This is a genomic window from Aeromonas enteropelogenes (genome assembly GCF_020097295.1).
Lineage (GTDB): Bacteria > Pseudomonadota > Gammaproteobacteria > Enterobacterales > Aeromonadaceae > Aeromonas > Aeromonas enteropelogenes.
On the sequence record NZ_CP083625.1, the window covers coordinates 4,264,678 to 4,290,834 of the forward strand.

21 protein-coding genes are annotated in these 26,157 nt (G+C 57.3%); 3 read left to right on the forward strand and 18 right to left on the reverse strand.

Translation table 11 applies throughout. From position 1 onward, the window contains the following. The 12 genes from tssH to LA321_RS19685 all read right to left on the reverse strand — a co-directional run bounded on the left by tssH (position 1) and on the right by LA321_RS19685 (position 15,743). Positions 1-2,637 (reverse strand): type VI secretion system ATPase TssH, encoded by a 2,637-nt coding sequence (tssH, locus tag LA321_RS19630; protein ID WP_042069990.1) that lies wholly within the window; start codon positions 2,635-2,637, stop codon positions 1-3. Between the two features lie 21 nt (positions 2,638-2,658). After that, positions 2,659-3,438, reverse strand: coding sequence for a type IVB secretion system protein IcmH/DotU (icmH, locus tag LA321_RS19635; protein WP_042028462.1), 780 nt, complete (start codon positions 3,436-3,438; stop codon positions 2,659-2,661). Positions 3,439-3,461: 23 nt separating this feature from the next. Further along, positions 3,462-4,796 (reverse strand): type VI secretion system baseplate subunit TssK, encoded by a 1,335-nt coding sequence (gene tssK / locus LA321_RS19640; RefSeq protein ID WP_042069991.1) that lies wholly within the window; start codon positions 4,794-4,796, stop codon positions 3,462-3,464. A gap of 2 nt (positions 4,797-4,798) precedes the next feature. Then, positions 4,799-5,314, reverse strand: coding sequence for a type VI secretion system lipoprotein TssJ (tssJ, locus tag LA321_RS19645; protein WP_042028457.1), 516 nt, complete (start codon positions 5,312-5,314; stop codon positions 4,799-4,801). After that, entirely contained in the window at positions 5,314-6,549 is a 1,236-nt protein-coding gene (tagH, locus tag LA321_RS19650; RefSeq protein ID WP_042069992.1) for a type VI secretion system-associated FHA domain protein TagH, read from the reverse strand. The genes tssJ and tagH overlap by 1 nt, the downstream gene beginning before the upstream one ends. Positions 6,550-6,589: 40 nt before the next feature. After that, on the reverse strand, positions 6,590-7,588 hold the full coding sequence (gene tssG / locus LA321_RS19655) for a type VI secretion system baseplate subunit TssG (protein ID WP_026457015.1): 999 nt from the start codon (positions 7,586-7,588) through the stop codon (positions 6,590-6,592). Beyond that, positions 7,552-9,318 carry a type VI secretion system baseplate subunit TssF gene (gene tssF / locus LA321_RS19660; protein WP_042069993.1) on the reverse strand — a complete coding sequence of 589 codons (1,767 nt, stop codon included), beginning with the start codon at positions 9,316-9,318 and terminating at the stop codon, positions 7,552-7,554. Before tssF ends, tssG begins: the two co-directional genes overlap by 37 nt. A 3-nt stretch (positions 9,319-9,321) precedes the next feature. Continuing rightward, on the reverse strand, positions 9,322-9,753 hold the full coding sequence (tssE, locus tag LA321_RS19665) for a type VI secretion system baseplate subunit TssE (protein WP_042028453.1): 432 nt from the start codon (positions 9,751-9,753) through the stop codon (positions 9,322-9,324). Between the two features lie 6 nt (positions 9,754-9,759). Next, positions 9,760-11,241 (reverse strand): type VI secretion system contractile sheath large subunit, encoded by a 1,482-nt coding sequence (tssC, locus tag LA321_RS19670; protein WP_026457012.1) that lies wholly within the window; start codon positions 11,239-11,241, stop codon positions 9,760-9,762. A 37-nt stretch (positions 11,242-11,278) separates the two neighbouring features. Further along, positions 11,279-11,782 (reverse strand): type VI secretion system contractile sheath small subunit, encoded by a 504-nt coding sequence (gene tssB, locus LA321_RS19675; RefSeq protein ID WP_042028451.1) that lies wholly within the window; start codon positions 11,780-11,782, stop codon positions 11,279-11,281. A 1,886-nt stretch (positions 11,783-13,668) separates the two neighbouring features. Beyond that, the gene (locus LA321_RS19680) at positions 13,669-14,109 is read right to left on the reverse strand and encodes a hypothetical protein (RefSeq protein ID WP_042069994.1); all 441 of its coding nucleotides are present in this window, start codon (positions 14,107-14,109) and stop codon (positions 13,669-13,671) included. Positions 14,110-14,120: 11 nt separating this feature from the next. After that, positions 14,121-15,743 (reverse strand): RHS repeat domain-containing protein, encoded by a 1,623-nt coding sequence (locus tag LA321_RS19685; RefSeq protein ID WP_224212232.1) that lies wholly within the window; start codon positions 15,741-15,743, stop codon positions 14,121-14,123. Here LA321_RS19685 and LA321_RS20240 point away from each other — a divergent pair. After that, positions 15,729-15,863, forward strand: coding sequence for a hypothetical protein (locus LA321_RS20240; protein WP_267884086.1), 135 nt, complete (start codon positions 15,729-15,731; stop codon positions 15,861-15,863). The two genes, LA321_RS19685 and LA321_RS20240, sit on opposite strands and share 15 nt — an antisense overlap. A 228-nt stretch (positions 15,864-16,091) precedes the next feature. Here LA321_RS20240 and LA321_RS19690 read toward each other — a convergent pair whose 3' ends face one another. From LA321_RS19690 to LA321_RS19715, 6 genes are all read right to left on the reverse strand, one after another. After that, a complete protein-coding gene (locus tag LA321_RS19690; protein WP_042028446.1) occupies positions 16,092-16,790 on the reverse strand; it encodes a DUF2931 family protein in 699 nt (232 codons plus the stop codon). Then, complete coding sequence (locus LA321_RS19695) at positions 16,790-18,790, reverse strand: phospholipase effector Tle1 domain-containing protein (RefSeq protein ID WP_042069996.1); 2,001 nt, start codon at positions 18,788-18,790, stop codon at positions 16,790-16,792. The genes LA321_RS19690 and LA321_RS19695 overlap by 1 nt, the downstream gene beginning before the upstream one ends. Next, entirely contained in the window at positions 18,790-19,584 is a 795-nt protein-coding gene (locus LA321_RS19700; RefSeq protein ID WP_042069997.1) for a DUF4123 domain-containing protein, read from the reverse strand. Before LA321_RS19700 ends, LA321_RS19695 begins: the two co-directional genes overlap by 1 nt. Next, positions 19,581-21,623, reverse strand: coding sequence for a type VI secretion system Vgr family protein (locus LA321_RS19705; RefSeq protein ID WP_042069998.1), 2,043 nt, complete (start codon positions 21,621-21,623; stop codon positions 19,581-19,583). Before LA321_RS19705 ends, LA321_RS19700 begins: the two co-directional genes overlap by 4 nt. Positions 21,624-21,922: 299 nt before the next feature. Continuing rightward, positions 21,923-22,441, reverse strand: coding sequence for a type VI secretion system effector Hcp1 (gene hcp1, locus LA321_RS19710; RefSeq protein WP_010634242.1), 519 nt, complete (start codon positions 22,439-22,441; stop codon positions 21,923-21,925). A 766-nt stretch (positions 22,442-23,207) separates the two neighbouring features. Beyond that, positions 23,208-24,131, reverse strand: coding sequence for a LysR family transcriptional regulator (locus LA321_RS19715; RefSeq protein WP_042072772.1), 924 nt, complete (start codon positions 24,129-24,131; stop codon positions 23,208-23,210). Between the two features lie 124 nt (positions 24,132-24,255). On the opposite strand from LA321_RS19715, the gene LA321_RS19720 reads away from it, so the two are divergent. Both LA321_RS19720 and LA321_RS19725 read left to right on the forward strand, forming a co-directional pair. Continuing rightward, on the forward strand, positions 24,256-25,173 hold the full coding sequence (locus tag LA321_RS19720; protein ID WP_042072774.1) for an alpha/beta hydrolase: 918 nt from the start codon (positions 24,256-24,258) through the stop codon (positions 25,171-25,173). 49 nt (positions 25,174-25,222) lie between these two features. Then, a complete protein-coding gene (locus LA321_RS19725; protein WP_042072777.1) occupies positions 25,223-26,152 on the forward strand; it encodes an alpha/beta hydrolase in 930 nt (309 codons plus the stop codon). The last annotated feature ends 5 nt before the right edge of the window (positions 26,153-26,157 follow it).

Sequence of the window (26,157 nt, forward strand, 5' to 3'; positions counted from 1 at the left end):
TCAGCCCTCCACCTCGGCGACAAACTGGTGATCGGCCACGGAAAAACGAACCCGGTTGATGGGCTCACCGGCCGAGAGACGCTGCAACAACTGCAGGGAGACCGGCGGCAACAGGGCGCCATCGATGACGGATTCGAGCATGCGAGCGCCGTTTTCGCTGCGATTGGCGCGCAGCAGTATCTCTTCGGCCACGGCCTCTTCCAGCACCACCTCGGCCCCGAAACGCTCCTTGAGCAGCTTGACCAGACGGTTGAGTTTGCCCCCCACGATCTGCACCAGGGTGTCATGGCCGAGCGGCAAGTAAGGGATCACTTCCATCCGCGCCAGCAGCGCCGGCTTGAAGAAGGCGGCGAGCTCCGGATAGATAGCATCCTGCAGCTCGTCCGGCCGCTCGGCGTAATCGACGATGGTCTGGAAGCCGAGGTTCGAGGTGAGGAAGAAGACCACGTTCTTGCAGTCGATGATGCGCCCTTCCCCGTCCGCCAGTTCGCCCTTGTCGAACGCCTGATAGAAGAGGTTGAGCACGTCCGGATGGGCCTTTTCCACCTCATCCAGCAGCACTACGGAGTAGGGCTTCTGACGAATCGCTTCGGTCAATATGCCCCCCTCGCCGAAACCGACGTAGCCGGGGGGCGAGCCGATCAGGCGGGAAACGGTGTGCTTCTCCTGATACTCGGACATGTTGATGGTGGTCAGATACTGGCGCCCGCCAAACATCAGCTCGGCAATCTGCAGCACGGTTTCGGTCTTGCCGACCCCGCTCGGTCCCACCAGCAGGAAGGCCCCCAGCGGCCGACCCGGGCGACGCAGATCGGCGCGGGCAGTCAGCAAGTGTTTGTGCAGGTGGGTCACCGCCACATCCTGCCCCTTGATGAGATCCCCGAGGTACTCGGGTAGCCGGGTCACCACGTCGAGCTCCCCCTGGGAGATGCGATTAAGCGGCACCCCGGTCCACTCGGCGATCACCGCCGCAATCTGCTTCTTGTCGACGTGGGCGGAGACCAGCACTTCCCCCTGCTGCAAGGTGGAGAGCTCGTACTCGAGCCCGGCCAGCATCTCGGCAGCGGCCTGGGGATCGAGCGGGGCATCCGCCAGGTCCAGGGCTTCCCCTTGCTCGTCGGCCAGGAGAGCCGCACGCAGCTCGACGATCTGGTGGACCAGCGCCTGCTGCTGCTGCCACCGGGATTCCTGATCGCGCAGGGCATCACGGCAACGCTGCTGCTCGGCCTGCAGCTCGACCAGTCGCTCTTCGTTGTCACCGAGCCCGATCAGGCTCTGGCGCTCCAGCTGGCGGATCTCCAGCTCGCGCTGGCGCAGCTCGTTTTGCAGGTGGCTGACGGCGCGTGGCGGCGTGGTCAGGTTAATGGCCACCCGGGCACAGGCGGTATCGAGCACGTCGATCGCCTTGTCCGGCAGCTGACGCCCGGAGATGTAGCGGGCGGAGAGCTGGGCGGCGGCTTGCAGCGCCTCTTCATCAATGAGCACCCCATGGGCTTTCTCGTAGATGCTGCGCAGGCCGCGCAGGATCACGGTGGCCTCGTCAGCATTAGGCTCGCTCACCTTGACCAGCTGGAAACGGCGCGACAGGGCCGCGTCTTTTTCCACGTACTTCTTGTACTCGCTCCAGGTGGTGGCGGCGATGGTACGCAGCTCACCCCGGGCCAACGCCGGCTTGATGAGGTTGGAGACATCCATCCCACCGGCCTGGTTGCCGGCACCGATCAGGGTGTGAGCCTCGTCGATGAAGAGGATGACAGGACGCACTGAGTCCTTGACCTCCTGCATCACTCCCTTGAAGCGCTTTTCGAACTCCCCCTTGACCGAGGCACCGGCCTGCATGGCGCCGAGATCGAGCGTCATCAGCTCCACCTCGCGCAGCTTCTCGGGCACCTGGCCCGCCACCATGCGCAGGGCCAGCCCCTCGATGAGTGCGCTTTTACCGACACCCGCCTCGCCAACCACGATGGGGTTGTTCTTGCGACGGCGGGAGAGGATGTCGATCATCAGGTCGATTTCGTGATCCCGGCAGAGCACGGGATCCAGGCTGCCCTGACGGGCCTGCTCGGTCACGTTGATGGTGAAGCGGGCCAGCAGGCTGGCATCGGCCGGCAGGGCAGCCCCAGTCCCACTCTTGGCGGCACTGCCGCTGGCAGCCGCCACCTGGGTCTCGGCGGATTCCTTGACCCACTCGTCAAACTGCTGGCGCAACAGCTCGCGGTTGACGTTGGCCAAGAGGCGAGTCACGGAGCCGGGCAGGTAGCGCTGCGGGGTCATCAGCAGCACCAGCAGCATGACGCCGCTGCGAAGCTGGCCGTGCTGCAACTCGGCGGAAGCGAGCAACCAGCTGTCTTGCAGCCACTCTACCAGCAGTGGCGAAAAGGAGGGATAACCCTGACCATAACCATTGTCGGCCGCGGAGGGTTGCAGCAGGGTCTTGAGCTCCTCGACCTCCACCTCGGCCATTTTCAGGATCTGGCGTACATCGCACAGGGGCGTTTCCAGCATCTTGAGCAGCAGGTGCTCGATGCGGATCTCGGCTCCCTGATGGTTGACGCAGAGGGCCGCAGCCTCCTCCAGCATGTGACGGCAGATGGGGTTGAGTCTTTCCACCAGTACCGGTAGCTCTATACGAATCAAGGCGTGCTCTCCTTAAGAAAATTATTTTAATAATTCGCCCAGTTGACGCAGCACGTCCTGGGTCTGGTTATTGAGTTGGTAGTGATAGAGGCCAAAGATGATGGCCAGGATCAGGGCTCCCCCCATGAACAGGCTGCGCAGGGAAATCTGCTTGCGCAGCTGATAGCGGGAGGCCTGCCGGCCGAGGTCCAGGTGAAACACGCTGGGGGCTTCGGCGGCACTCTCGGGGGCCAGCTGTCTGTGCAACTGCCGGACGATGCGTTCGAACTCCCCTTGCCCCTTGTTCATCACCTTGTAACGCCCCTCGAAGCCGAGGCAGAGGCACAGGTAGATGAACTCCAGGATGTCGCGATAGCGCTCGGGGTCTTCCTGCAGGCGGGCGAGCAGCACGAACACCTTCTCGCCACCCCAGGTCTCGTTATGGAAACGGGCCAGCAGGGAGTGCTGGGACCATTCGCTCTGGCTGCCCCAGTCGCGGCCCATCACGGCCTCGTCGATGAAGGTGCAGAGGATGTAGCGAAACGAGAGCACTACACCGTTCTCGTAGCCCTGGGCCATCAGCTCCTGCTCAATGGCCTGGATCTCGGTCACCACCCGCTGGTAGAGCTCGGGCACCCGATCGTAGCGTGACAGCAGGCGCACTCGCTGCACCAGCCCCAGCAAGGGGGTCACCGCATCGATCATGGGATTGATGCTCTGGCCGCGCAGGCGGAACCAGTAGTCCGAATCCATGTCCAGCTGCTCGGCATGATCGAACAGCAGGTCGCTGAGTTGCTCGTTCTTGATAATGTCCGTCGTCATCTCTGCTTATTCCTTTGATGCGATCATTGGCTGCGGATGGCCCAAAGCTGCATGTCGAGCTCGGGGAAGTCGCCGGCAATGTGGAAGGCGAGCGTGTTGCTGACCGCCAGCATCTGCCAGGCCGGGCTCTGCCTGTCGAGCTGGAAGTAGCTGTAACCGGCGTGATAGGGCAACTGGCGCGGCGCCACCGGCAGCGGCAGCAGCGGAATGCCGGGCAACTGCAGACTGATGAGCTCGCGGATCTTGTCGCTGGAGGCCACTTTGGTCTGTTGCAGCAGCTGTTTGCGCAGTTGCTCCTGGGGCATGCGAGCACGCACTGCCAATACGAAATCGGCGCTCTGCATCAGCTCGCTCTCGTTCACCATGGCCACCACTATGCCGTACTGGTGCTTGCGCAGCTGGATGGAGACGGCGCGCGGTGACAGCACTGTGCTCAGCGCCTGGCGCAGGGTCAGCATCACAGGCTCGAAGCTCACCTGTTGATCGTCGTGCCGATAGGCCGGGAACTCCGGCGGCAGGCGGGACTCGTCGGTGAAGGTCATCAGCTCGCCACAAAGTTGCACCAGGGCCTCGTGCAACCGTTCCGGATGCAGGGTGCCAAGGCGCGCCAGATGCGAAAGCTGGGGCTGGGCCCGGTTCAGGAGCTGCAACATCATGAACTCGGCCACATCGGCCACCCCTTGCTGGCCGGGCGCTGCGATGCGCTGGGAGAGGCTGCGCGCCCGCTCCGCCACCAGACCGGCCGACTCGCCGAGGAAGCGTTTGAGGGCCGGAATGGCCGACACGCTGATGCTGCAGGGCATAAAGTTGGGATCCAGCACCAGACCGCCATCGGGGCGTTTGTCCAGAATGCGGGCGATGGCCAAGGAGGCGTAGGCACTGCGATCTTCGCGCTCCAGCATCAGGCGCAGGCTGACCCGACCCACTTCGAGGGAGACCACGTCTCCCCCTTCGCTGTGCAGGTCGCGCACGTCATGGCGATGGGCCTGCAGCCGGGTAGCCACCTGGCCGCCCTGTCCCACCTCGTTGACGCCACTCACCGAGAGCGGCAGCGCCAGATAGACCTTCTGGTTGGCCACCGAGGCATCGGTGACTTCCAGCGGCGTCGGCAGCAGATCGTCGTTGGGGATGTTGAAGACGGTACCGTCCGGCAGTATGCCGGTGGCCCCCACCAGGGCGATGCGGCCAAAACCGAGATAATCCTCGTTGATGGCGAGCGACTGCAGCCCGTAGAAATAGTCGGACAGCGCGCTCAACCTGGCGTGCAGCGCGTAATCCGAATGTCTTTGCTGTTGCTGGAAGTGCTGGGGCTTGATGAAGAGCCCCTCACGCCAGATAACCCGATTTCGACTCGACATAATTATTCTTCTTCTTTTTTCAGTTCCACTTCATCCAGACGCAGATGCACCAGGATTTGATAGGCGCGCCCCTTGCTCTTGACCTTGATGACCTTGCGCCACTCGGCGCTGTCCGGATCGGCGTAGCGGGCAATCACCCCGATGTAACGCACCTTCTCGTCAAGCTTGACGGGAGGTAGGTATTTGAACTGGCCCGGCAGCAGGGTGTAGTCCTGATGGTCCAGGTAGTTCTTGCCAAGGGCCTTCTCCACGTCCTCGGTCACCTGGTCGTAATCGGTGGCGAGCAGCTTGGAGTCTTCCGCCAGCACCACCACCTGAAACTCGATGGGCGCCGCCTCCCCGCTCTCGTTGGGGTTGACGTCCGGCTCCGCCAGCAGGCTCAGCCCCAGGGTGGAGGGTTGATCATCATTGCTGCCCACCTGGATGTCCGGGTTCATGGCCACGTCGGCCATCTTGCCCATGGTGGTACAGCCCGCCAGGGCCAGCAGAGCCGCCCCCAGCATCAGCGCGCGTATCATCAAATCAGTCCCTGTTGCTGACGCACGGCCTGGTCATAGGCCTGGGCATAAACCTGGTGGAACAGCTTGTCGAACCCCTGCTGACGGGCAGAAGTGAGTTCGCGGTAGTAGTGCTGGTACATGTTCCAGGCCCAGCCCTCGTCGGCCACGCCCGGCGCCCCGCTGCGGCGGTAGTGTTCGAACCGGCCGAGCAGCGCCTGGGGCGAGAAGGCTTGCAGTATGCTGTCCAGTGCCGCACCGATGGCCTGCTGGTTTGCCACGTGGTGGATGCGTACGTTGTGCAGACTCTCGGCCACCGCCGCCGGGGCGCTCAGGTGGACCGGGCTCTTCTGCTCGGCAAACATCACCGCCAGGGTCTCGTCATAGTCGAGCCCCAGACGCAGCGGGTTGTCCTCGATGGGGCGCAGGTGCTTGTCAGCCAGCGCCGCCTGCTCCTGTTGCAGTTGCAGCAGCCCTTCCACCATGGCCCGCACCGTCTTGCCCATCTCTTCGAGCATGTCGTGGGCCTGCTGGGTGTCCTGCAGTTGCAGGGATTGACCCAAACCGCGCATCAGCGGCGTCAGGGCCACATGGTCAACACCATCCAGGGAGGTCTGATAGTCGGGATGGGTCTCGATGTTCGGCATATCCAGAAATTCTTGGTTCATGGTGTTCTCGACGGCAGAAAAGGGGGCCAGGGATACGGGATCCGTATCCGGTTGGGAGTGCAACTGCGCCTGCAGGCGGGCATCCGCCAGCGGGGCCGAGGCTGCGCGCTCCTGCTGCAATGCCAGCAAGGGGTCGGCAGCCAGGGTGCGTGGATCGTCCATGGTCCGGGCGGGTTCATCCCCGGCCAGCCACTCGTCGAGCTGCTCGGCGGGGCGAGTGCCCAGCACCTGCTGCAGGCTCTGTTCGGGAGAAACGGCGCCCAGATAGGCTCGCAACCGGAACGGGCCGACGATCAGCTCGTCGCCCTGTTCGAGGTGTACCTTGCGGGCCCGCCCGATGGGCGAGGTGGCACCATTGATATAGGTCTGTCCGCTCAGATCACACAGGCAGAAGCGACCGTCATGCAGTTCGATCCGGGCATGGGCCGGCAACACGGCCCCCAGTCTGTCCCGCAGCTGCCAGTCATCCTGCTCGGAGGCCCCCAGGGTGCCCCCCGTCTCGTCGAAGCGGTACTGCACCTGCTGGCTGCCGTCGAGCTGTTCGCTGTTGAGCACCACCAGGGATAGTTGCTGGTTAAAATCGTCCACATTCACTCCTGCACTTGTTCCTACACTTAATTTCCTGCGCTTATTCCTGTACACAGATGGTCACGAACGGATCACTCGGTGGCTGACCGAGAAAGGTACTCCACCCCAGGCGCGCGCTCTGCTCCTCCCCCAGACGCAATCCCCTGGCCTGTTCCTGGCCGAAGCCAAGTCGCAGATCCCAGGCCAACTGGTCTCGCAGGATGAAGGAAACAAAGGTCACCAGGGCATGGAAGTGCTCCCCGTTCGGGAGAAACCCGAGAAACTGGCTAAAACTCAAATCGTTGATCTTCAATAAAAACTTGCCAGCACAATCGTTCACCTTGTCGCCGATGACAAAATCCCCTCCCAGGGTGGCGCAGGCCTGGCCCAGCCGGTTTTGCTGATCCGGATGGATGGGCACCTTGCGCCACTGCCAGGCACTCACCTCTACATCCGCCAGATCGAAACAGTGGGCCACCAAACCAGCTACCACTTCGGGGGAGCGGCTGGGGCTGGCCAGGAGCCCTGCATAGGAGAGCATCTTGGCGCGGTTGACCGGCAGGCTGCGGCAGACGGCCTCATTACCGAGCCCCACCAGGGCGAACATCAGGCGGGAAAAACCATCCTCTCCGTTGTCCTGAAAGCGCACGTGGTAGCGGTACTTGCGCCAGAGCCGGTGCAACAGGGTCAGCAGGCGGTGGTGGAAAAAATCCAGAAACAGGCCGAGCTTCTGCTCCCCCTGGGCGTATTCCCACGCCAGGGAATCCAAGTAGTAGCCGGGCATGGGAGACTGGCTGCCGTGCAGGCCGAGAAACGCCACTTCCAGCTCGTGGCGTCCCTGTGCATCCTGGCCGATCTGCAACACGTCGCTGGTGGGAAAGCCCAGGGAGGCAGTCGCCTTGAAACGGATGTTCTCGTTCCCCGGCAGATAGTCGAGTCCCCGCTCCTGATCGGCACCATCCAGCCGGTTGAGCAACTCCACCAGCTGGAAGAAATTGAAACGCGGTGCGTCCTTGCCGGACGTCACATCAGGGAGTGTTGACCGATCTGGACTGGCCACTGGTAACGCTCCTTGTTGTCGAGATTGACCACCTCAAGCAGGTGGAAGGCATTGACGCTGGCATACAGCGAGAAAAAGTGGGCCAGCACGGTACTGAAGAGATAAAGCTCCCCTTCGCTGCCAAAGGCGGACTGGCGGATGGAGAGCTGTGACTTGAGCCCCCGCACCGGCATGCCGCGCACCAGACGGTCAACCGGATTGGTCTTGATCTCCTCGATCCCCGCCAGGCGCTTGCGCGACGCCTGCTCCGCCTGCTTGTCGTGCAGCGCGGGAAAGTCATAAGTGCGCAGCACCTGCACCAGCGCATCGCGCCGCAGCAGGGAGACATAGTTCAGCGACAGGTTGGAGATGAGGGTCCAGTGCAAACTGCCGTCGAGGGCCGGTCGTAGTGGCCGGGTCGGCCTGATGAGATTGCGGAACGTGGCAAACGAGGGCGAACTTCCGGTCGGCACACAGATGCTGCCCACCTTGAGCCGCGCGGCGCGGGAGCGGTTGGTACAGGTCAGGGTGACCGAGATCGACTCGTCAAGCTCGTGGGTAACCGTCTCGTCCCCGCGCACGAACGACAGATAGTGATCGAAGCCATCCCCGCTCACCGACTCCTTGACCCGCACCCGGTAGTAGAGCGCCAGTCGCTGCTTGGCCCGCTCAATCTGGTGCTGGAAGCTCTCGAACGGTTGATAGATGCGTGGCGTACCGCGGGAGCGACCCAGGTTGCCCTCGACCCACCCCTCGACATCGTCGACCGAGAAGATCTCGAAGCTGTCCGCGTGGCGATAGCTCGCCTTGAGCGGATACTCAGCCTGACGACCATTGAGGTTGACCGGTTCGCTGTCGTGCTGGAACAGGTTGATGGCCGGCACACAGTTGAGCATGAAGGAGTCGGGACGGATCTTGAGCTCCGCCGGCAGGGGCCGATCGAAGCAGAAGTGAAGTTTGAATTCGCTCACTGGCAACGGCTGTTTCGGCCAGTCGCCACCGGCGAGTTCGAAGAACAGAAAGCTTTCCGGGAAGCAGAAATACTCCTGCAGGATCCGGTAGCCGGAGTAGACGTTGTTCGGATAGGGCAGCAGCGCATCGTCGCGCTCGAAGCCAACCGGTTTAAGCGCATTGCTCTCTTGGCGAAAGCGCTTTCCGTCGATCTCGAGCTCGATATGGGAAAGCTGGTTGGAGAGCCAGAAATAGAGCTCATAGGCGGTGTAGCTGTCACCACCGAGGTACAGGCGCAGCTTGTCCAGTTGCAGCTCGCTCAGCGGCAAGGGGGCATGCAGGGCGATGTCCAGCGAGATGGTGGAGAGATCGTTGCCGCTCTGGGCCGCGATATGACGAATATCCGCCGGGTAGACCCAGGTATCGTGACAGGTACGGAAATGACAGGTCACCTCGTCCAGAGGCAGACTGTCGAGCTGGCATCCCTGCTTGACCAGCGCAGGCTGGGCAATCGCGCCCGGAATGACCGAAAACTGCATGATGGTCATGCTGGGCACGGGACGCAAATAGTTGGGCCAGAGCATATTGAGCAGACCATGGGTCAGCTCGGGAAACTCATCCTCTATCTTGGCGCGCAGATTGCCGGTGAGAAACGCGAAGCCTTCCAGCAGGCGCTCCACATCCGGATCGGAATTTTGCTCCGACAGAAAGCGGGTGAGCTCGGGATGGCTATCTGCAAATTCGCGCCCTTGCAGGCGCAAAAATGCCAACTCATCCCTGAAGTAATGTTCCAGCGACATTGATCAGACCATGCGGTAGTGACGGTGACTGTCCATATGGACGTTGAACGAGGTAACCTGCTCGATATGCTCCAGCCTCACGTGGGCCGTCACCTGAAACGACATCTCAAGCGGAGTCGCCTGATAGTCGGGTGAACGGACATCCACATGAATGATCCGCGGTTCATAACGACGGATGCACTGCCGGATCGCCTCGCGGATCCGCCCCTTGATATCCGCACTGCCCTGGGTCGCGTCATTGAGATCGATGACACCCAGATCGGGAGCACTGCGGCAGTTGCCGGGACGGGTATTGAGGATCTGTTCGAGCTGCCGTTTGACAGACTCGACCAGCTCATCCGCTTCCGAACGGGGGGAAGAGACCAGCCCCTCCCCCCGGATACGATCAAACAGACTGGCCGCATTTCCTCTATCCCAGGAAGAGAGATGCGGCATCGGGCATTATTCCTTGTCCAGTCGACCTACCAGAGACAGCTCGAAGCTGGCTCCCATGTACTTGAAGTGCGGGCGCACGGCCATGGCGACCTGATACCAGCCCGGTTCCCCTTCCACGTCCAGCACCTTGATCTGGGCGGCACGCAGCGGGCGACGGCTGCGTACGTCTGCCGGCGGGTTCTCCTGATCGGCAACGTACTGCTTGATCCAGCCATTGAGCTCGCGCTCCAGATCCTGACGCTCCTTCCAGGAGCCGATCTGCTCGCGCTGCAGCACTTTGATGTAGTGCGCCAGACGGTTGATGATGAACATGTAAGGCAGCTGGGTACCCAGCTTGTAGTTGGTCTCGGCCTCTTTGCCTTCCTTGGTGTTCGGGAAGACCTTGGGCTTTTGCACCGAGTTGGCGGAGAAGAAGGCGGCATTGTCGCTGTCTTTGCGCATGGTCAGGGTGATGAAACCCTCTTCCGACAGCTCATACTCGCGACGGTCGGTGATCAGCACCTCGGTCGGGATCTTGGCTTGCAGCTGACCCATGGCCTCATAGACATGCACCGGCAGATCATGGATGGCACCACCACTCTGGGGACCGATGATGTTCGGGCACCAGCGATACTTGGCGAAGCTGTCGGTCAGGGAAGTGCCCATCAGGTAGGCGGTGTTGCCCCACAGATAGTGATCGTGATCCGAGCTGATATCTTCCCGGTAATTGAAGCCCTTGATGGGGTTCTCGGTCGGATCATACGGCAGACGCGCCAGGAAGCGCGGAGCGGTCAGCCCCAGATAACGGGCATCTTCGGATTCACGCAGTGAACGCCACTTGGTGTAGGCCGGGCCTTCGAAGACCGACTTGAGATCCTTGATGGAGGGCAGATCGGTGAAGCTGTCGACACCGAAGAAGGCGGGCGCAACGGAGGAGATGAAAGGCGCATGGGCCATGGCACCGACGGCGCTGACATACTGCATCAGCTTGATATCGGGCGAGCTGTGGGTAAAGGCATAATCGCCGATCACGGCCCCGATGGGCTGACCACCAAACTGGCCATAGCCAGTGGAGTAAACATGCTTGTAGAGACCGGATTGAGTGATTTCGGGTGAAAATTCGAAATCTTCCAGCAGCTCTTCCTTGGTCGCATGAAGCACCTGGATCTTGATGTTTTCACGAAAATCGGTGCGATCCACCAGCAATTTCAGCGAACGCCAGGAGGACTCCATCTCCTGCAGCTCCTTGGCATGCAGGATAACGTCCATCTGCTTGCTCAGCTTCTTGTCGAGCTCGACAATCATGCTGTCGACCAGCGCCTTGTTGACCGGCTCAGCCGTGCTACCACTGTCCAGAATGTTGGCGATCAGGGCGGCGACGCCTTGTTTGGCAACACTGTATCCCTCGTCAACCGGGGTGATACGAGCCTGCGCCATGATTTCGTCCAGCAGGGAGGACGAGGAGGCGGCACTCGCCCCCGCTTGAACCTGTTCTTCGACCAAAGACATGTTTATTCCTTTCTCGTCAATCAATACAACCCGCCGATCACTCGGCTGGCTTAATCAAATCCAGCTCCTTGAGCAGTTGCTCACGAGCCTCATCACTGGACAGCAGATCCTGCAAACGATTGCGGAAGGCAGGAATATTCCCCAGCGGCCCTTTCAGGGCAACCAGCGCCTCGCGCAGTTCCAGCAGCTTGCGCAGCTCGGGAACCTGCTGGGCCACGCTGTCAGGGGTGAAGTCTTCCAGAGACTGGATCTTGATCGACACCGGCAGTTCGTCCTGGCTGTTCTCCTCCAGGCGGTTGGGAACAGCAAACTTCAGCTCCAGTGCAGACTCTTTCATGACGGAAGAGAAGTTGTTCTTGTCGATTGAAACGGTTTGGCGCTCCTCGATGGGAGTGTCTTCGGTACGCCCTTTCATATTACCGACTACCATCATGGTCAACGGAAGTTCTATTTCCGCTTGCTGACCACCGGTTGCCGGTACATATTTGATATTAATACGCTCTTTGGGCGCGACAGTGGCGCCATCAATTCCTTTTCCCATGCTCTAAATACCAAGTTAAGGGTCACATCAAGGCCCTAAAGCTTATAGCCAACATCCTCCCCATCAACTGTAAGATATGACAGTTGACGGCCACGCCGATATAACCGACGAAAGATTCATTGGCCGACGGTGCATTTTCGACACACTAAAGCAAATGCTCTAAATATCGAACATGCAATATCTTCTTGTTATCTATAACAACAACCCGATTACGCCTCTATTCTGTGTTAGAGGTCATTAGGCATAAGAGCCATTTGCGCCGCATGGTATATGCATGCATTATTTGCAGTCAATTGATTATTTATTGATGATGCAGTAACCAGTAAAACTCATGCATATAAAGAACTTATAAAACAAACACTTACAACACCTCATGGCAAGTTAAAAATAAATAATCACGTTCAAGCAAAATCTACCAATTGCACACAAATATTGAGTGCTTTTGCCGATTTAAACGTCAATAAAGGTAACTGTCATATAACCATTATCATCATTGCGACAAGAGTGGACGCAGCAATGCTTAGCACCAACAACAAACTGATAACACAATAAGGTTGTAGAGCTTACCATTCATGATGATAAATGATTACTTCACTGCACTTATATTCCCCCCTGGATAACGCATTATTCAACGCCATATCGCTTTATTGATAAGATGATAAAATCATCTGCCATCATAACAATCTCAGTATCCCATGGGGTTGTTATCAGACATCCAACGACCTTCACAGACTTGACATATCCATGTCATTTTCAGCCCGTCTATATCCCTTCTTTATTATTTCTGTGGCCACTCAAAAAAGTCGCGGGGAACAATCCAGAAGATCACCCAAGAACAGCGCCTCATACGAGGACCTTCCAGATCACGGTAGAGTGGCTTGCTTATCGTGTCAGGAAGGAAGAGCTGTACTTGGAAGCAACCCGGCCCAAAAGGGATCGCAATGGAGCCATTCATGATAGTGAGTGAGAAGATGTTTGAGGAAGCGCGATTGGCTGTATCTCTCACCCCAAGGCAGGCACCACTACTCAGTTTTTGAACGAATCAAGTAGGACAAGGGGCTGTTCGAAACTTGCTGAGTTAAAGATGGATTATCCTGCTGCCAAGTATATTGGAGTATATAGGTCAAGTCTTCGCCTGAATAATATATTGTTCCGCTCTTGCTCCAAGTAGTATATGAAACACTAAAGGTGCAGTGAAAATATCGAGTACATGCCTACCAAAATGGATTTTCATGGAGATTAACCACTTTCTCACTGCCAGTGAGAAAGTGGTTAATCCGTGGTTTATAAATACTAATTTATTTACTACAACTTTGATTGGTGTTGTTATTTAAATCATTAGTCCGGCCTGCCTTAGCGATAAGACAAGACTAATGATTTGGTCATAAAAATCACATTCAATGAAAAGTTATCAACGGAATACTATACCACCTATATAGCCATCTTTCAGTTCTACTAGTACACGTCCTAGCATCCTCATTGATAACGTCACAATATCACTATCAACCAGCTCTATAACCCCAGTCAAAACCGTACTGGTAGAAATGTTAATGGGCTGTTTGACATCATTAACGTCTGCTTTATAAACCACTGCATACTTAAGAAAAAAACACTACTGATAGAGCACTTTGAGATATCTAACTTTGTGATGGGGATTTATCATCAGATACTGGGGCCTGTCTTCCCACGGGAGCCCAGTAGTAAGGATAAAAATGTCGTTCAAGACGGCATGGTCATTAAGGCGTTGACGGCACCTCAAGGCGAATAGTGTCGGGGTGGAAGAGATGTCCAGAGCCTCTTGCTGATGATTTATCGTGCCATGCCGTCTATATAAGATAAGGGATTTTTAAAATCAACTCAGTTTTTTAGCGGTTATTAATTGCATGCTACATATCATTCAAAATTATACCAAGCCCTGATTTTGGGTATTTGTCTTTTATTACCTCAACATAGTGCTCATCACCAAAATAAAAATCTACCTTTGACAAATAGTCTTGAGCAGCTAAATAGCACCTCTTTTCTGGCCAGAAAAAATCGACTACACAATTATTTATTTTAAAGCCACTCCTATCCATTTCAGAATAAATATACACAGCACTAGCAAAGAAGTTGACAAGATCGCCTTTTTCTTTTTTCAAAGATAACAAAAACTTATAAAAACCTAACTCAATATCGTCTAATGTTAACTCACCACTGGCAACATGCAAGAACAAATATTTAATGGATAAATAATGGTTGTGCCCACCCCAGTCTCGATCCACCACAAAAAAATCACCATTACCCCTGAAAAAATCCTCTGGGTGGGTCATAAAATCTTGGATGTTCATATAATACCTACTTATATTCTTGTAGTGTCATCAAACAACGACAATAATTTACCGATATCGCCATTATGCTTTATCTGATCCGCGCCCTCTAATGCAGCTTCACTTAATCCACCCTTAGTTTTTCCACCGGGCACCCACTCTTTTGATAGAGCGCCTGGCTCATTACCTGTTGGAATTTTGTAACTAAACCTAGGATCATTGGGTTTTATCCTAATATAATACAGTTCACTGTTGGCAACTACTTTTAACCCATCTTCATCAAGCCCGAGGGCCAATTTTTCATTTAGAAACCGAGCTTTTTCCATGGGGTCTTCAATCCTTGAAGCCTTTGATGCAATTGAAGAAATCTCTGAGTTCAAACCAACAAACTTACCATTCGGTAAACTCTTATAGGGACTGTTTGGGTTAAGCCAATCAGCTATCCGTATGAATCCCCCGCCTTGATCCTCAAATAACTTCTCGTGAGCAGTAACATACTCATCAGGCAAATATGACCTTGGATTTTCTGGTCGATTGCCTCTTTCTAAGTTGATGATTTCATCATATTTCTCCTGAGTCATCGGAATGTCAGCAGGTTTTACGGCATTGGCTGTATTATTTGGTCTATATGGCGCCGGCTTGGCATCTGGGCATACTCCATCGACACTGGATAGACCCAACGGGTCTATCCAACGAAGTGGGTTTTGACCAAATCGATAGCCATTCAAACCACCCAACAAACCGACCGGATCGGGAGTGATAAATCTACCCGTCCCGGGCTGGTAGTAGCGGTGGCGGTTATAGTGGAGGCCCGTCTCGGCATCATAGTACTGCCCTTGAAAACGCAGGGGCGTCTCAACTTCGGCCAGTTCCTGTTTCCACACATTGCCATAAGCGCGATAGCGCACCTGCCAGGCGGTTGCACCATTTTCTCGCGTCAGCGCCAGCGGGGTACCAAGGTGATCCAGTTGATAGTGGAATACCTCTGCGCCTTGCCCTTCCCCTTCCAGCTGCACCAGCGGCTTGAAGCTACCGGGCTCGTAGATAAAGCTGCGGTAACCACCCTCGCTGCAACTTTCGGCAATCAGGTTATTGGCCTGCCACAAGAACTCGCTAACCTGGTCGCCCTGTTGCTCATTTTGCCCAACGAGCGTTTTGCGAATACGGCGGCCAAAGGCATCGTAGTCGTAACGGGCGATGCTCCCACCTGGCAACTCGACTCTGATGAGCTGATGCTGACAGTCGTAGTGATAACGGGTGACAAGTGACTGGCCCTTGCCTCGCCGCTCTACTTCCAACCGGCCAAATTCATCGTATTCGAAGTGGCGATCCCCGCTAAAGAGCAAGCGGTTGCCCTGGGTGCTGGCGGCATCAAACCGATTGCCCTGCGTCTGGCTCAACAGGTTTCCTGCCGGATCATGCAAGAATCGCTCGGTCAGCTCGCCGCGCACCTCCAGCAAACGGTCCAGCGGATCGTAGCGATAATGCAATTCCCCCTGGGCACTGTCGTTGATGTGCAACAGATTGCCTGTGCCGTCATAGCCATAGCGCCGTTCGCGGGCAATCTGTTGTCCGCGTTGCAATCGCAGAGCTGTCAGACGTCCCTGCTCGTCATATTCGTATTGCTGGGTCAATGCCCCTTGGCTGCGACGCATCTCCAACCCGCCGACTATCTGATGGCGGGTGAGTTCGGCACCATTGAGATCGACACCGCTCAGGGCACCATGCTGGTAGTGGTAAGCAAGTTGGTTAGTATCGAGGAGTTGCCAATGTGACTTCCCTGATCATTGGCCTTGCCTTTCAGGTAATTTGCTGTTGGTGATCCTAATAGGCCTTCAGCCACTTGGTATGCTTGGCCTTATCACCTCTAGCCAGCCAGAAAGCACGGATGTTCTCGGCCAATTCTGCGGCCATGGCATGCTCGTTATCACGACGACAAATCAAGGACTGGGCCAACAAGTTTTGGTACTGCTTCATTGATACCTCTTAACCCGCTACCCAAATCAATTAACCGGATTGGTATCCGTTTTAGGTTGTGCAGCACGGTAAGCGTCCATTATCGGGGCCCAGTCCATACCGAGCGGTACAGGATGTTGCTTGAATAACTCGCCATATTTCTTGTCGAAATCATTCATACCATATTGGCGTGCTATCGGTACTCTCTGATCATACCAATCATCGGTCACCTCTTCGGCGATACCTCGGGTGAGCACTAGATCAGGGCTGAGTTGCAATCCTCCTCCGGTTAATATGACCTCGAAATAACCACCAGGAGCCAAACCAAAATAGAGGCGATTTCGTCTATCATAACGCCCTTCGACCAAATACACCTGACGCATTTTCTGCTCTAGATCGATAGGTAAATCTACCTTGATGCGGTATCGTTTTCGATCATGGAACGAAACCATCTCAATCACAGCTTTATCGGGGACGGGCACACCGTCAGTAGGCAGTCCTCCACCACCAGCCCAGTAATATTTTTTATTGATAAGTTTACTCTGAAGAATGCCAGCATTGCACCCTCCCCCTGGATAACCCACCACCTTCTTACCTTGCCAGTAAAACTCTGCTTTTGTTGTACAAAAATTGTCAATATTAGAGCCTGTACCATAACGCCAAGAAAAAGGTTTGATCTGTGTATTCGCAGCACAAGCCAACAGAGGACAAAGCAGGCCAAGCACTAATATCCATCGTTTTAACATCATGACTCCTTGTTCCCTATCAGTTCGCGCCTCTCTTTACTAATACTCGTTTCGTCTTTATTGATATGGGCCGGATTTGCAATACCCTTGTTGCTGGCACTGTGGTGAAGATAATCACGACGCAAGGCGCGGTAAACATCGGGCGATAATTGATGGGCCAAGTTCTTGGCAACCTTCTGTTCGATAGCAGATAGGGCCCAAAGTTTATCCAGCGCCTTCAAGTCAGCCTCTGGCCGTTTGATAGAGAGCGGCTCAAGCTGCAATGCTCTATCATCCGGCATCCACGCTTTAAACGGCACCCCCACGGCTCGGCCCGCCTCAACCATCATATGCAGTGGAATACGGGAGTATTCCCCCTCGACCACCCGGCTCATCAGTACCTCCACATAGACCGATTTTTTGCTGGGGCCTGTACTATTTTTCCCGTTGGGGCGTTGGAAGGAGTAAGGCTTCAGGCTGATCGCCCCCAATGGCGGCACGGCGCCACGAGACAGGCTGTGGTTGATACGAGTGACCCAGCCCAACGTTCGTTTCTCCTCGGCATACGCCTTGGCTTTTTGATAGGCAATGCTCTCGGCATCTGGTGTTGAAACAGTTTCCACACTCATAAAACGTTCCAACTCAATGCACTCGATCAGGGCTGGATCGCGGTTGGGATTGCTCAAACTCCAACGGCTATAGTAACCACCACCTATGTCAGAGTGAGCCCCCGGTAGCGCCAACTCAGTAAAGTGAGCAGGAATACGGGCGCCTGCTGCATCTTCTGTAATGCGCGATAGCGGGAAGTATTTACGCACCTCATCCTGCGCGGTGAGATGTACTACCCGTTCTGCGCAATCGGCTTTGAGCTGAACATTGACATTAGGGTTGTAAGAAGAAACTACGGTATCGAACAGGCCCACAAAGGTAAAGCGAACATCATCGCGGCTAGCCCAATCAAATCCCACCTTCAGGCGAATATCCGGGCTATTCGCCATAGTTTGCACCAATGGATGATCGGATTTTTGGTCGATAGTATTGACGAAATGGCGTGCAGCAGCGGCGCCCCGACTAAAGCCAAACACATCGAATACGATGCGATGGATGCAGTCGATACTTGGTAAAACATCACGGAGATCATCTTGAATACTCATCAGAATTGTATCTGTGCAAGCTTGCGTCACCTTTCCAATGATGGAGGTATTTTCTCCACTAAAATCGAGATCAAACCCTTGGGTCAGGGTATCGTCCGAACGATATTTAGGGCCATTTTTTCCCGCAATTGGATCGCGCGTTCCAATACCACTGATATAGGCTCTCGCACTCAACGTTTCTGCGCCAAATAAATATTGGTCATTAAGTTTCCAAACATTGGTTACGTCATTAGCCGAACTCCCTTCAACCGGGCTTTGCCCCATCTGGCAGCCCCGTAGCTCTTTCTCCCGCTGCACAGGATCTGAGCAGGTTTCCAGCAGCCACTGCTCTACTTTTTGCAGCCCCGCCTGGGCGTTGTGGGTGTTGTTACCCGTGCCGTCAAAAAACACCCCGATCCGCAAAGTAGTGAGCTGATAGCCCTTCACCTCAATCACGTAAGAGTGCTTAGTGATAAACCGTGGCGGCTGAGCTTGCCCGGCTTTGTGTCCTTTAGGAAGCGGCTGTTCGGGGTCCGTGAGGCAGAGGTCGCCAGTGGTTACCTTGACATGCTCGCGCTTCACATCGTCGTGCCCGAAGAGTTTGTCGGTATAAGCGGGAACCTGGCTGGTTTCGCCTGCTTTCAGAGCCTCACGAGACTGCGCGGCTTTCAGCCATGGCTGGGTCTCCAGCTTGACGGTGACCGGACCCACCGCAAAGCCTTGTACCAGGGTTGGGCCATCTTTCAGGGGCACGGTTTTGCTGGTGCCGGTGGCATCGGTCAAGGTGGCCTTTTGCCCCTTGAACGAGCGGTTCTGTTCGTCCCGAACATCTATCTCAATCCAGCAGTTGTTCTTCTCACAGGGGATGCAGTGGGCACTGATAGCCATTACACAGCTCCTATCAAGTCAGGGTATTTGTTCAGCCAGTTATTCACCTGAGCCATTTCGTCGTCGGTCAGCATCAATGGCGCTCTGATGGCATCAAGCTCCATGCTTGCTTGCAACGTGAGAGCGCCAGCTACAACGCCATCCAGGACGTCACCTGCCAGCCCTGCTTGATTGGCCTGCTTGAGGACGGTGGTAATGGCAGCTTCCGGATTGGGATGACGTGCCATGATATCCTCCATCCGTTGCCAAAAGTGGCGAGAGAGGATGTAGGCGTGACGGCTTTCGTCATACAGCGGCGTCAGGTGGTGAGGCTGAATGCGAAACCAGGGCGCTTGGTGAGGAGTAAATTTGGTATCTGGCGTGCGTTGCCACGCACAGTCGTTGGCCCACAGACTTGAGCAAGGACCCAGCACATCATCGAGCTCCTGCTGACTCATGGTGCTCAGCATCTTGGGAAAGACCCGATTATCGGCATAGCGCAACCACATCACTTCCCCTTCAAAGGCCACTTCTATCAGACTTTGCCAGTGCTGCAGGACGACATCGGTAGCGGCATCGCTCGCGACATATACGCCCCCCAGCTGCGGGTGAGCGGCAATAAACTCGGGTGCAGGGTTGGGGAGTAGCCAGGGGCCTTGTTCGGCCTGGTCCGCGAAGGCGGTACCGGCAAACAAGGGGATGGCATTGGCACCGCATTGATTGCAGTAGTCTGCCACAGCAGTGGTATCGAGCGCGGCATCGATGATGGCAAACAGCTGGCCGGGATATTGGCTGCGCCACTCTTGCAAGGTCATGCCTTACCTCCCTGAGCAAAGGGGCAAGGCTTCACCAGTGGAGCCATGGATTCCATGCTCTTTTGAATGGCGCTCGCCGGAATAGTGGCTGGTGGTGCGGACGGCACTTTGACTGCACCCGGCAGGAGCGGCATCTGCCCCGCCCAGCCAGATCCAGAGCCGGGACTGCCGCCCGAGTTCATCTTGATGGTCGGGCCGACCAGGGTAACGCCGCCGCCATCGACCTTGATAAAGCAGCCACCGACCTTGACGGTGAGTTCGCTGCCCGCCTCCAGCACCACCTTGGCACCGGCCTTGACGTGCACCTCCTGCCCGGCCTGGGTTAGCCAGCTCTGCCCCAGTTTCTGGTGCTGGCTGGCATCTACCGTGAGCGAATGGTCACCCTTGATATGGTCCCGCTTCTCACCTTCCACCGTCAGGTGGTCGTTGGCCTTGATACGGGTCACCCGCTCGTTGTCGATGTCCCGATGCTCGTCGTGCTTGATGTGCCAGGCCGCATCGTTCTCAATCAGCACATTCAGGTCTTTCTGACCGTGCACATAAATCTCTTCCTGCCCCGCCTGGTCTTCAAAGCGCAGCTCGTTGAACCCCTCACCCTGGTGGGTCTCGGTACGCAGCACGGTGCGGGTCTTGTTGGCCGGCAGCTCATAGGGCGGCCGGTTGGTGGCGTGGTAGGTGCGCCCCGTCACAATAGGCTGGTCCGGGTCCCCTTCCAGGAAACTCACAATCACCTCATGGCCGATGCGCGGGATGGCCATCATGCCGTACTGACCACCGGCCCAGCCCTGGCTCACCCGCACCCAGCAGGAACTCTGGTCGTTACTCGAACCGTAGCGGTCCCAGGGGAATTGCAGCTTGACCCGGCCGTGTTCGTCGCAGTAAATCTCCTCCCCCTCCGGCCCCACCACCATGGCAATTTGCGGGCCATCCACCATGGGTTTGTGGGGCGCTTGCGGGCTGCCAATACGAGCTCGCCAGGTGGTGCTCGCCTTCACCACGCCAAATTCGTTGTGATAGACGGTCGGGCCGCTGCCCCCCTCCTCTTCCAGCGCCTGGGGTTGTTGGCCGGTGTGACGGATATGGACGATTTGCCAGTCGCTGTTGAGGTTGGCGTTCGGGTGCTCGGTCAGGGAGAAATACTGCCCCGGCAGCAGGGCCGCACTGTTGGATTTGCCTTGGCCTGTCACCGCATCGTTGCGCAGGGCATCGAGTCTATGTTGGGCAAACGCCTTGCCGCTCGGGTCCTGCTTGTAGCGGCCCGGGTAGTCGAAGTACTGGTAGCTCTGGCGCTGATGTTCAAGCTCGGCCCCCAGTTTCTTGTGGGAGAGCCCATAGGCCGGGGTCTTGAAGCTGTAGTCTTTGAGCTCCACATCCGAGGTGCGCACCGCCTCGCGGTAGTGGAACTGGCGCACATAGGGACCTTGTTCCAACGAGCGGTTGCCGAGGTTGAAGAACAGCTCGGGGCCAGCGGTCAACGCCGCCGCATCGTCGGCAAACACGAGACGGTGTTTGCCTTGCTCAAACTCAAAGAAGTAGAACATCCCCTCTTCGGCAGCGAGGCGATTGAGGAAGTCGAGGTCGGTTTCCCGGTACTGGACGCAGTATTCGCGCTGGGCGTGTTCATTTTTGAGGGCAAAGGCGTAATCGGTGATGCCGTGTTCCTGCAACAGGACGCTGAGGATTTCATCGGGCTTTTGCGCCTGGAAGATGCGCGAGTTGTGGCGAAGCCCCAGTCGCCACAGGGCCGGCTGCACCAGCAGCTGGTAGCGGGTGCGGCGAAAGCCGCTATCCCCCTGGGCAAAGTCACTGACCACCCCGCATACCCGGCGCTGCAGCTCGCCGTTATACCACACCAGGAGCTCGCACGGCTGGTCCAGCACGGCGGCAAAGTCGATGTCCGGCTGGGGACTCGCCAACTCAAGGCGCAGCTGGAACGGGCCATTCAGCGCCTCTTCCAGGGCAAATTCGGCCACCACGAAGGTCCCCTCGGGCAGCGCCCCCACCTTGACGGTAAATTGTAATCCTGTGCTATCTGCCATCGGTGAGAGTCCTCAAGAATGTGTTGCCCTGGGTGACGGGGTCGTTGAAGCAGTGCGAGAGAGTCGCAATCGTCCCGATGGCATTGACACCATGGCTACCGCACACCCTTGACGGCGAGCGGCAAGATGCGACCCCATTTTTCTTATGCCTGCACACGAAGCGCAGACAGGCATAAGAAAAATCGTGGGCAAGGGAAATCGGATGCAATGGAGGGCAATTGGCGAGGCAGCATTGCACCTCTGATTTCGGTGGTTCCAAGAGCAAAAGGGCACCGCAAGCAGTGCCCTTGAACATCAGCTTACGCCTCGATCGGAGCACGCCAGTCGTCAGCACCGGAAGTACCGGCAACGGTGTGTTCCCAGTCAATCTTGCGGTATGCCATGGAGACCTGGATCAGCTGGGTGAAGTCAGACTTCGCCGGATCCTGGCAGTGCGGCATCTGGCAGTCGATATCCACGATGGTGGCATCGGTCAGCACGGTAGAGAAGAAGTGCTCCTGCTTGCCCTCGACGGAGGTGCGATACCACTTCAGGGTCACTTTCGGCAGCATCTCGCCGGACGCCAGGGCGTTGTACATCAGCGGAACCGCTTTGTTCAGGGCCACGGTGAACTTGAACGGCTTGTGGACACGCTGACCAGCCGGCTGGCCGGATTGCGGGTCGGTCGGTACGGTCACGACGTGCTGGAACTCTTGTACCAGCATCTCGTCTTCGTGGCCTTGCACGAAGATGTTGCCGACGGAGTCAGAGGTGAAGGCACCCGCGGTGATGTTGCCCTGGGTTTTACCTTCGATGCTGATATAACATGGAGTTGGCATGGATATGCTCCTGATAGATTAGTGAAATGAGATAGCACTCGAGCGAATCTGTTAGCAGCGTCCATGCCACCTATAAAAACCATTAATTATCAATGATTTACAAATGATTTGCGCTAATCACCATGCAACGACAAGCAATTTTTTGCTTTATCTCACCCAATGCATCGTCAATCGTTGCCCATCCAGTTTTTAAATCTGGTAAATACGCAATACATTGCGCAGTTCAGAATGATTCACTGTAATGGCGACAATTTAGCCACTCGCAATATTGCACCGGCACAGGTGCACGCTTTCCGCGTTGATGCCAGCAGCCCAAATCACCATGATGCGAGTGTCCTCCTCACACCTCAGGACAATCGTGGTGCTGTCACCGTCATAGATACACGAGGGTCAATGAACTGCTTCCGTGACTTTTCCTGCGCCCCCGGAGACCCCCACTGATGAAAAAGAACCGTCACCGAGTGACGCCTGTTTTTCCATCCCAACTGTGAAGTGCATCCGATGAGTCATGGGAAATTGCGTCACGCAAGGGATAGGTCGAGAGGATGCCTACAGCCAGTTACAGAAGCGGGCATGTAGACAACATGAACCAATCGCAGGAAGCGGGACTATGGGTAGCAAACGCTCACAAGCGCCCAGCGGGATTGGCATGCAACGACCGATACAGGAAGAAAGACCAAGACAATCAAATAAAAAAGCCCACCCCTTAAACAGATCTGGCTTGGAATGTGGCGGAGACATTTCACCAAGCAAGCTCTGACGCACGCTACCTGGCAATCCCTTCCCGCTTCTCCACCAGAAAGTCCATCAGCACCCGGATCTTGGCCGGCATCTGGGCCCGCGACGGCACATAGAGATAAAACCCCGGGAAGGGGGGGCACCAGGGGGCGAGCACCCGCACCAGTGATCCGTCACTCAGGTGCTGGCGCACCCGCAGATCCAGGTGTTTGACCAGCCCCACCCCCTGCAGGGCCGCCTGCAGCATGCTGTCGTCGTCGTTGAACACGGCGTTGCCCTTGGGATCGAAAATCTGGGTGTGCAGCTCCTCATCGGGGGAAGTGAACGACCAGCGGTCGATGGTGTTGCTGGAGGTGAAGCGGTAGGCCAAGCAGTTGTGCCGGGTGAGATCCCCCGGGGTCTGCGGCGTGCCATGCTGCCTGAAATAGTCGGGTGAGCCGACAATGGCCATGGTCAAAGGCGGGGTGATGGGCACCGCCACCACGTGTTCATCCAGGCTCTCCCCCAGGCGAATGCCGGCATCCATTCCGTCGGCGATGATGTTGGAAAACCCGTCCGCCATCACCAGCTCCAGCCGCAGCTTGGGATGGCGCGCCAGAAACTCCCCCATGTGCGGCTCGAGCAGCAGCCTGGCGGCGATGCGCGAGCTGTTGATGCGTATAAGGCCCGAGGGCTCAAGGTGGGAGTCATTGAGCTCGCTCACCACCCGTTCGATGGCCGTGAGGGAGGGTTGCAGCACGTCCAGCAGGCGCCGCCCCTCCTCGGTCAGCGACATGTCGCGGGTGGTACGGTTGAGCAGCCGCACCTGCAGCTGCTGCTCCAGCCCCTTGAGGTGCTGGGAGAGGGCGGCGCGGGTCACCCCCATCTCGGTGGCGGCCTTGGTGAAGCTGCGGTGACGGGCGATGTGGGCAAACCACGTCAGTGACGCGACGAGTGAAGGTTCTATGAGCATTTGTTTAGCCTGGCTAATCAGTCATGTCTTGATAGGTGCGTATATCTAGCTCAATAGACTTACTACTATTAGCTCGAACTCGCGTCAAGCATGACGACCCCTGAACCTAACGGAGAGCCCGACCATGTCCCACGTCACCTTCCCCAATCGCAACGGCCAAGGCATCACCATGGCCGCCATCGTTCACTTCCCGCCGCACTTCGATGAGCGCAAGCAGTACCCGGCGGTTGTGGTTTCCCACCCCGGCGGCGGGGTGAAGGAGCAGACCGCGGGCCTGTACGCCAGCAAGCTGGCCGAGCAGGGCCTCGTTGCCATCGCCTTTGACCGCTCCTATCAGGGCGAGAGCTCGGGCGAGCCGCGTCAGCTGGAGAATCCCCACGTCAGCACCGAAGATGTCAGCGCCGTGGTGGACTACCTGACCACGCTGCCCTATGTCGACGAGAACCGGATCGGGGCCATGGGCATCTGCGCCGGTGCCGGCTACAGCGCCAATGCCGCCATCCAGGATCGCCGCATCAAGGCGCTCGGCATGGTCAGCGCGGTCAACATCGGCCAGATGTTCCGCAATGGCTGGGACAACAGCGTCAAGGATGCCGATGCCATGGGGTATCTGGACTTCGGCTCCCAGGCCCGCACCGCAGATGCGACCGGCACCGCCTACGCCACCATCCCCTTGGCGCCCCTGCGTGAAGAGGATGCTCCCAACGAGGAGCTGCGCGAAGCCTGGGAGTACTACCACACCCCGCGCTGCAAGCACCCCAACGCGCCGGGCTTTGCGCTGACCCGCAACCTGAACCAGATCATCACCTACGACGCCTATCACAAAGCGGAGGCCTTCCTGACCCAGCCGATCCTGGCGGTGGCTGGCAGTGTGGCTGGCAGCAAGTGGATGAGCGACGACCTGCTGGCGCGCGCCGCGAGCACTGACAAGACCCTGCACGTGGTGGAGGGGGCCAACCACATGTCCCTCTACGATGTGCCCCGCCATGTCGATGAGGCCGTCGCCAAGCTGGCCCCCTTCTTCCTGCGAACCCTGAACTAATCGGCCCGCGAGAGGGGGAAGCCCCTCTCGCTTATCGAGGAGCATCATCATGAGCCATGTATTGAACCTGACCTATCAGAACCTGGGCTGGCAGACGGCGGCCGACCTTTACCTGCCGCCCGATTTCGACGAGCAAAAGCGCTACCCGGCCATCGTCAGCACCCACCCCATCGGCAGCTGCAAGGAGCAGACCGCCGGCAATGTCTACGCCAAAGGGTTGGCCGCGGCGGGGTTCGTGGTGCTGGTGCCCGACGCCAGCTTCCAGGGCGCCAGCGGCGGTGAGCCGCGCTTTATCGAGGATCCGGCCATTCGGGTCTCCGACATCCGCTTCGCGGTGGATTACCTGCAAGCCCTGCCTTATGTGGACAGCGATCGCATCGGCGCCATCGGCGTGTGCGGCGGCGGCGCCTACACCATCCATGCGGGCATCACGGATCACCGCCTCAAGGCGCTGGTCTCCATCACTGGGGTCAACTATGGCCGCCTGATCCGCGAAGGCTTCGCCCAGTTCAAGCCTCTTGAGCTGGCCCAGAGCATCGCCCGGATGCGCACGGCGCAGGCACAAGGGAGCGCTACGGAACCCGCCGATCTGCTGCCGGCGTCGGTGGCGGCGGCCACCGCGGCAGGCATCACCGACATCGACGTGCTGGAGGCCACCGAGTACTACAAGACGGCGCGTGGTCAGCAGCCTCACGGCGCGACCCGCCAGCTGATGTCCTTCACCGGCGCCGCCATGGGATGGGATGCCTTCCTCCACGCCGAGGTGCTGCTGACCCAGCCGCTGATGGTGGTCATCGGCGACAAGGCGGGGGGCTTTGGCGCCTATCGGGATGGTTGGGAGATCTACGGCCGCGCCGCCTCCACCGACAAGCACATTGTCGTGGCCGAAGGCTGGTCCCATTACGACCTCTACGACAAAGCCGAGCCGGTGGCCATCGCCATGGCAAGCCTCGTGCCCTTCTTCCAGCGCACCCTGTGATCCCG

Coding starts and splice junctions, on each gene's coding strand:
- tssJ (WP_042028457.1), bottom strand. CDS start 5,314: ATGATACGCGCGCTGATGCTGGGGGCGGCTCTGCTGGCCCTGGCGGGC.
- LA321_RS19725 (WP_042072777.1), top strand. CDS start 25,223: ATGAGCCATGTATTGAACCTGACCTATCAGAACCTGGGCTGGCAGACG.
- tssF (WP_042069993.1), bottom strand. CDS start 9,318: ATGTCGCTGGAACATTACTTCAGGGATGAGTTGGCATTTTTGCGCCTG.
- tssB (WP_042028451.1), bottom strand. CDS start 11,782: ATGGGAAAAGGAATTGATGGCGCCACTGTCGCGCCCAAAGAGCGTATT.
- tssE (WP_042028453.1), bottom strand. CDS start 9,753: ATGCCGCATCTCTCTTCCTGGGATAGAGGAAATGCGGCCAGTCTGTTT.
- tssC (WP_026457012.1), bottom strand. CDS start 11,241: ATGTCTTTGGTCGAAGAACAGGTTCAAGCGGGGGCGAGTGCCGCCTCC.
- LA321_RS19685 (WP_224212232.1), bottom strand. CDS start 15,743: ATGCGTCGCAGCCAAGGGGCATTGACCCAGCAATACGAATATGACGAG.
- tssK (WP_042069991.1), bottom strand. CDS start 4,796: ATGTCGAGTCGAAATCGGGTTATCTGGCGTGAGGGGCTCTTCATCAAG.
- LA321_RS19695 (WP_042069996.1), bottom strand. CDS start 18,790: ATGGCTATCAGTGCCCACTGCATCCCCTGTGAGAAGAACAACTGCTGG.
- LA321_RS19715 (WP_042072772.1), bottom strand. CDS start 24,131: ATGCTCATAGAACCTTCACTCGTCGCGTCACTGACGTGGTTTGCCCAC.
- icmH (WP_042028462.1), bottom strand. CDS start 3,438: ATGACGACGGACATTATCAAGAACGAGCAACTCAGCGACCTGCTGTTC.
- LA321_RS19680 (WP_042069994.1), bottom strand. CDS start 14,109: ATGAACATCCAAGATTTTATGACCCACCCAGAGGATTTTTTCAGGGGT.
- LA321_RS19690 (WP_042028446.1), bottom strand. CDS start 16,790: ATGTTAAAACGATGGATATTAGTGCTTGGCCTGCTTTGTCCTCTGTTG.
- hcp1 (WP_010634242.1), bottom strand. CDS start 22,441: ATGCCAACTCCATGTTATATCAGCATCGAAGGTAAAACCCAGGGCAAC.
- LA321_RS19700 (WP_042069997.1), bottom strand. CDS start 19,584: ATGACCTTGCAAGAGTGGCGCAGCCAATATCCCGGCCAGCTGTTTGCC.
- LA321_RS19705 (WP_042069998.1), bottom strand. CDS start 21,623: ATGGCAGATAGCACAGGATTACAATTTACCGTCAAGGTGGGGGCGCTG.
- LA321_RS19720 (WP_042072774.1), top strand. CDS start 24,256: ATGTCCCACGTCACCTTCCCCAATCGCAACGGCCAAGGCATCACCATG.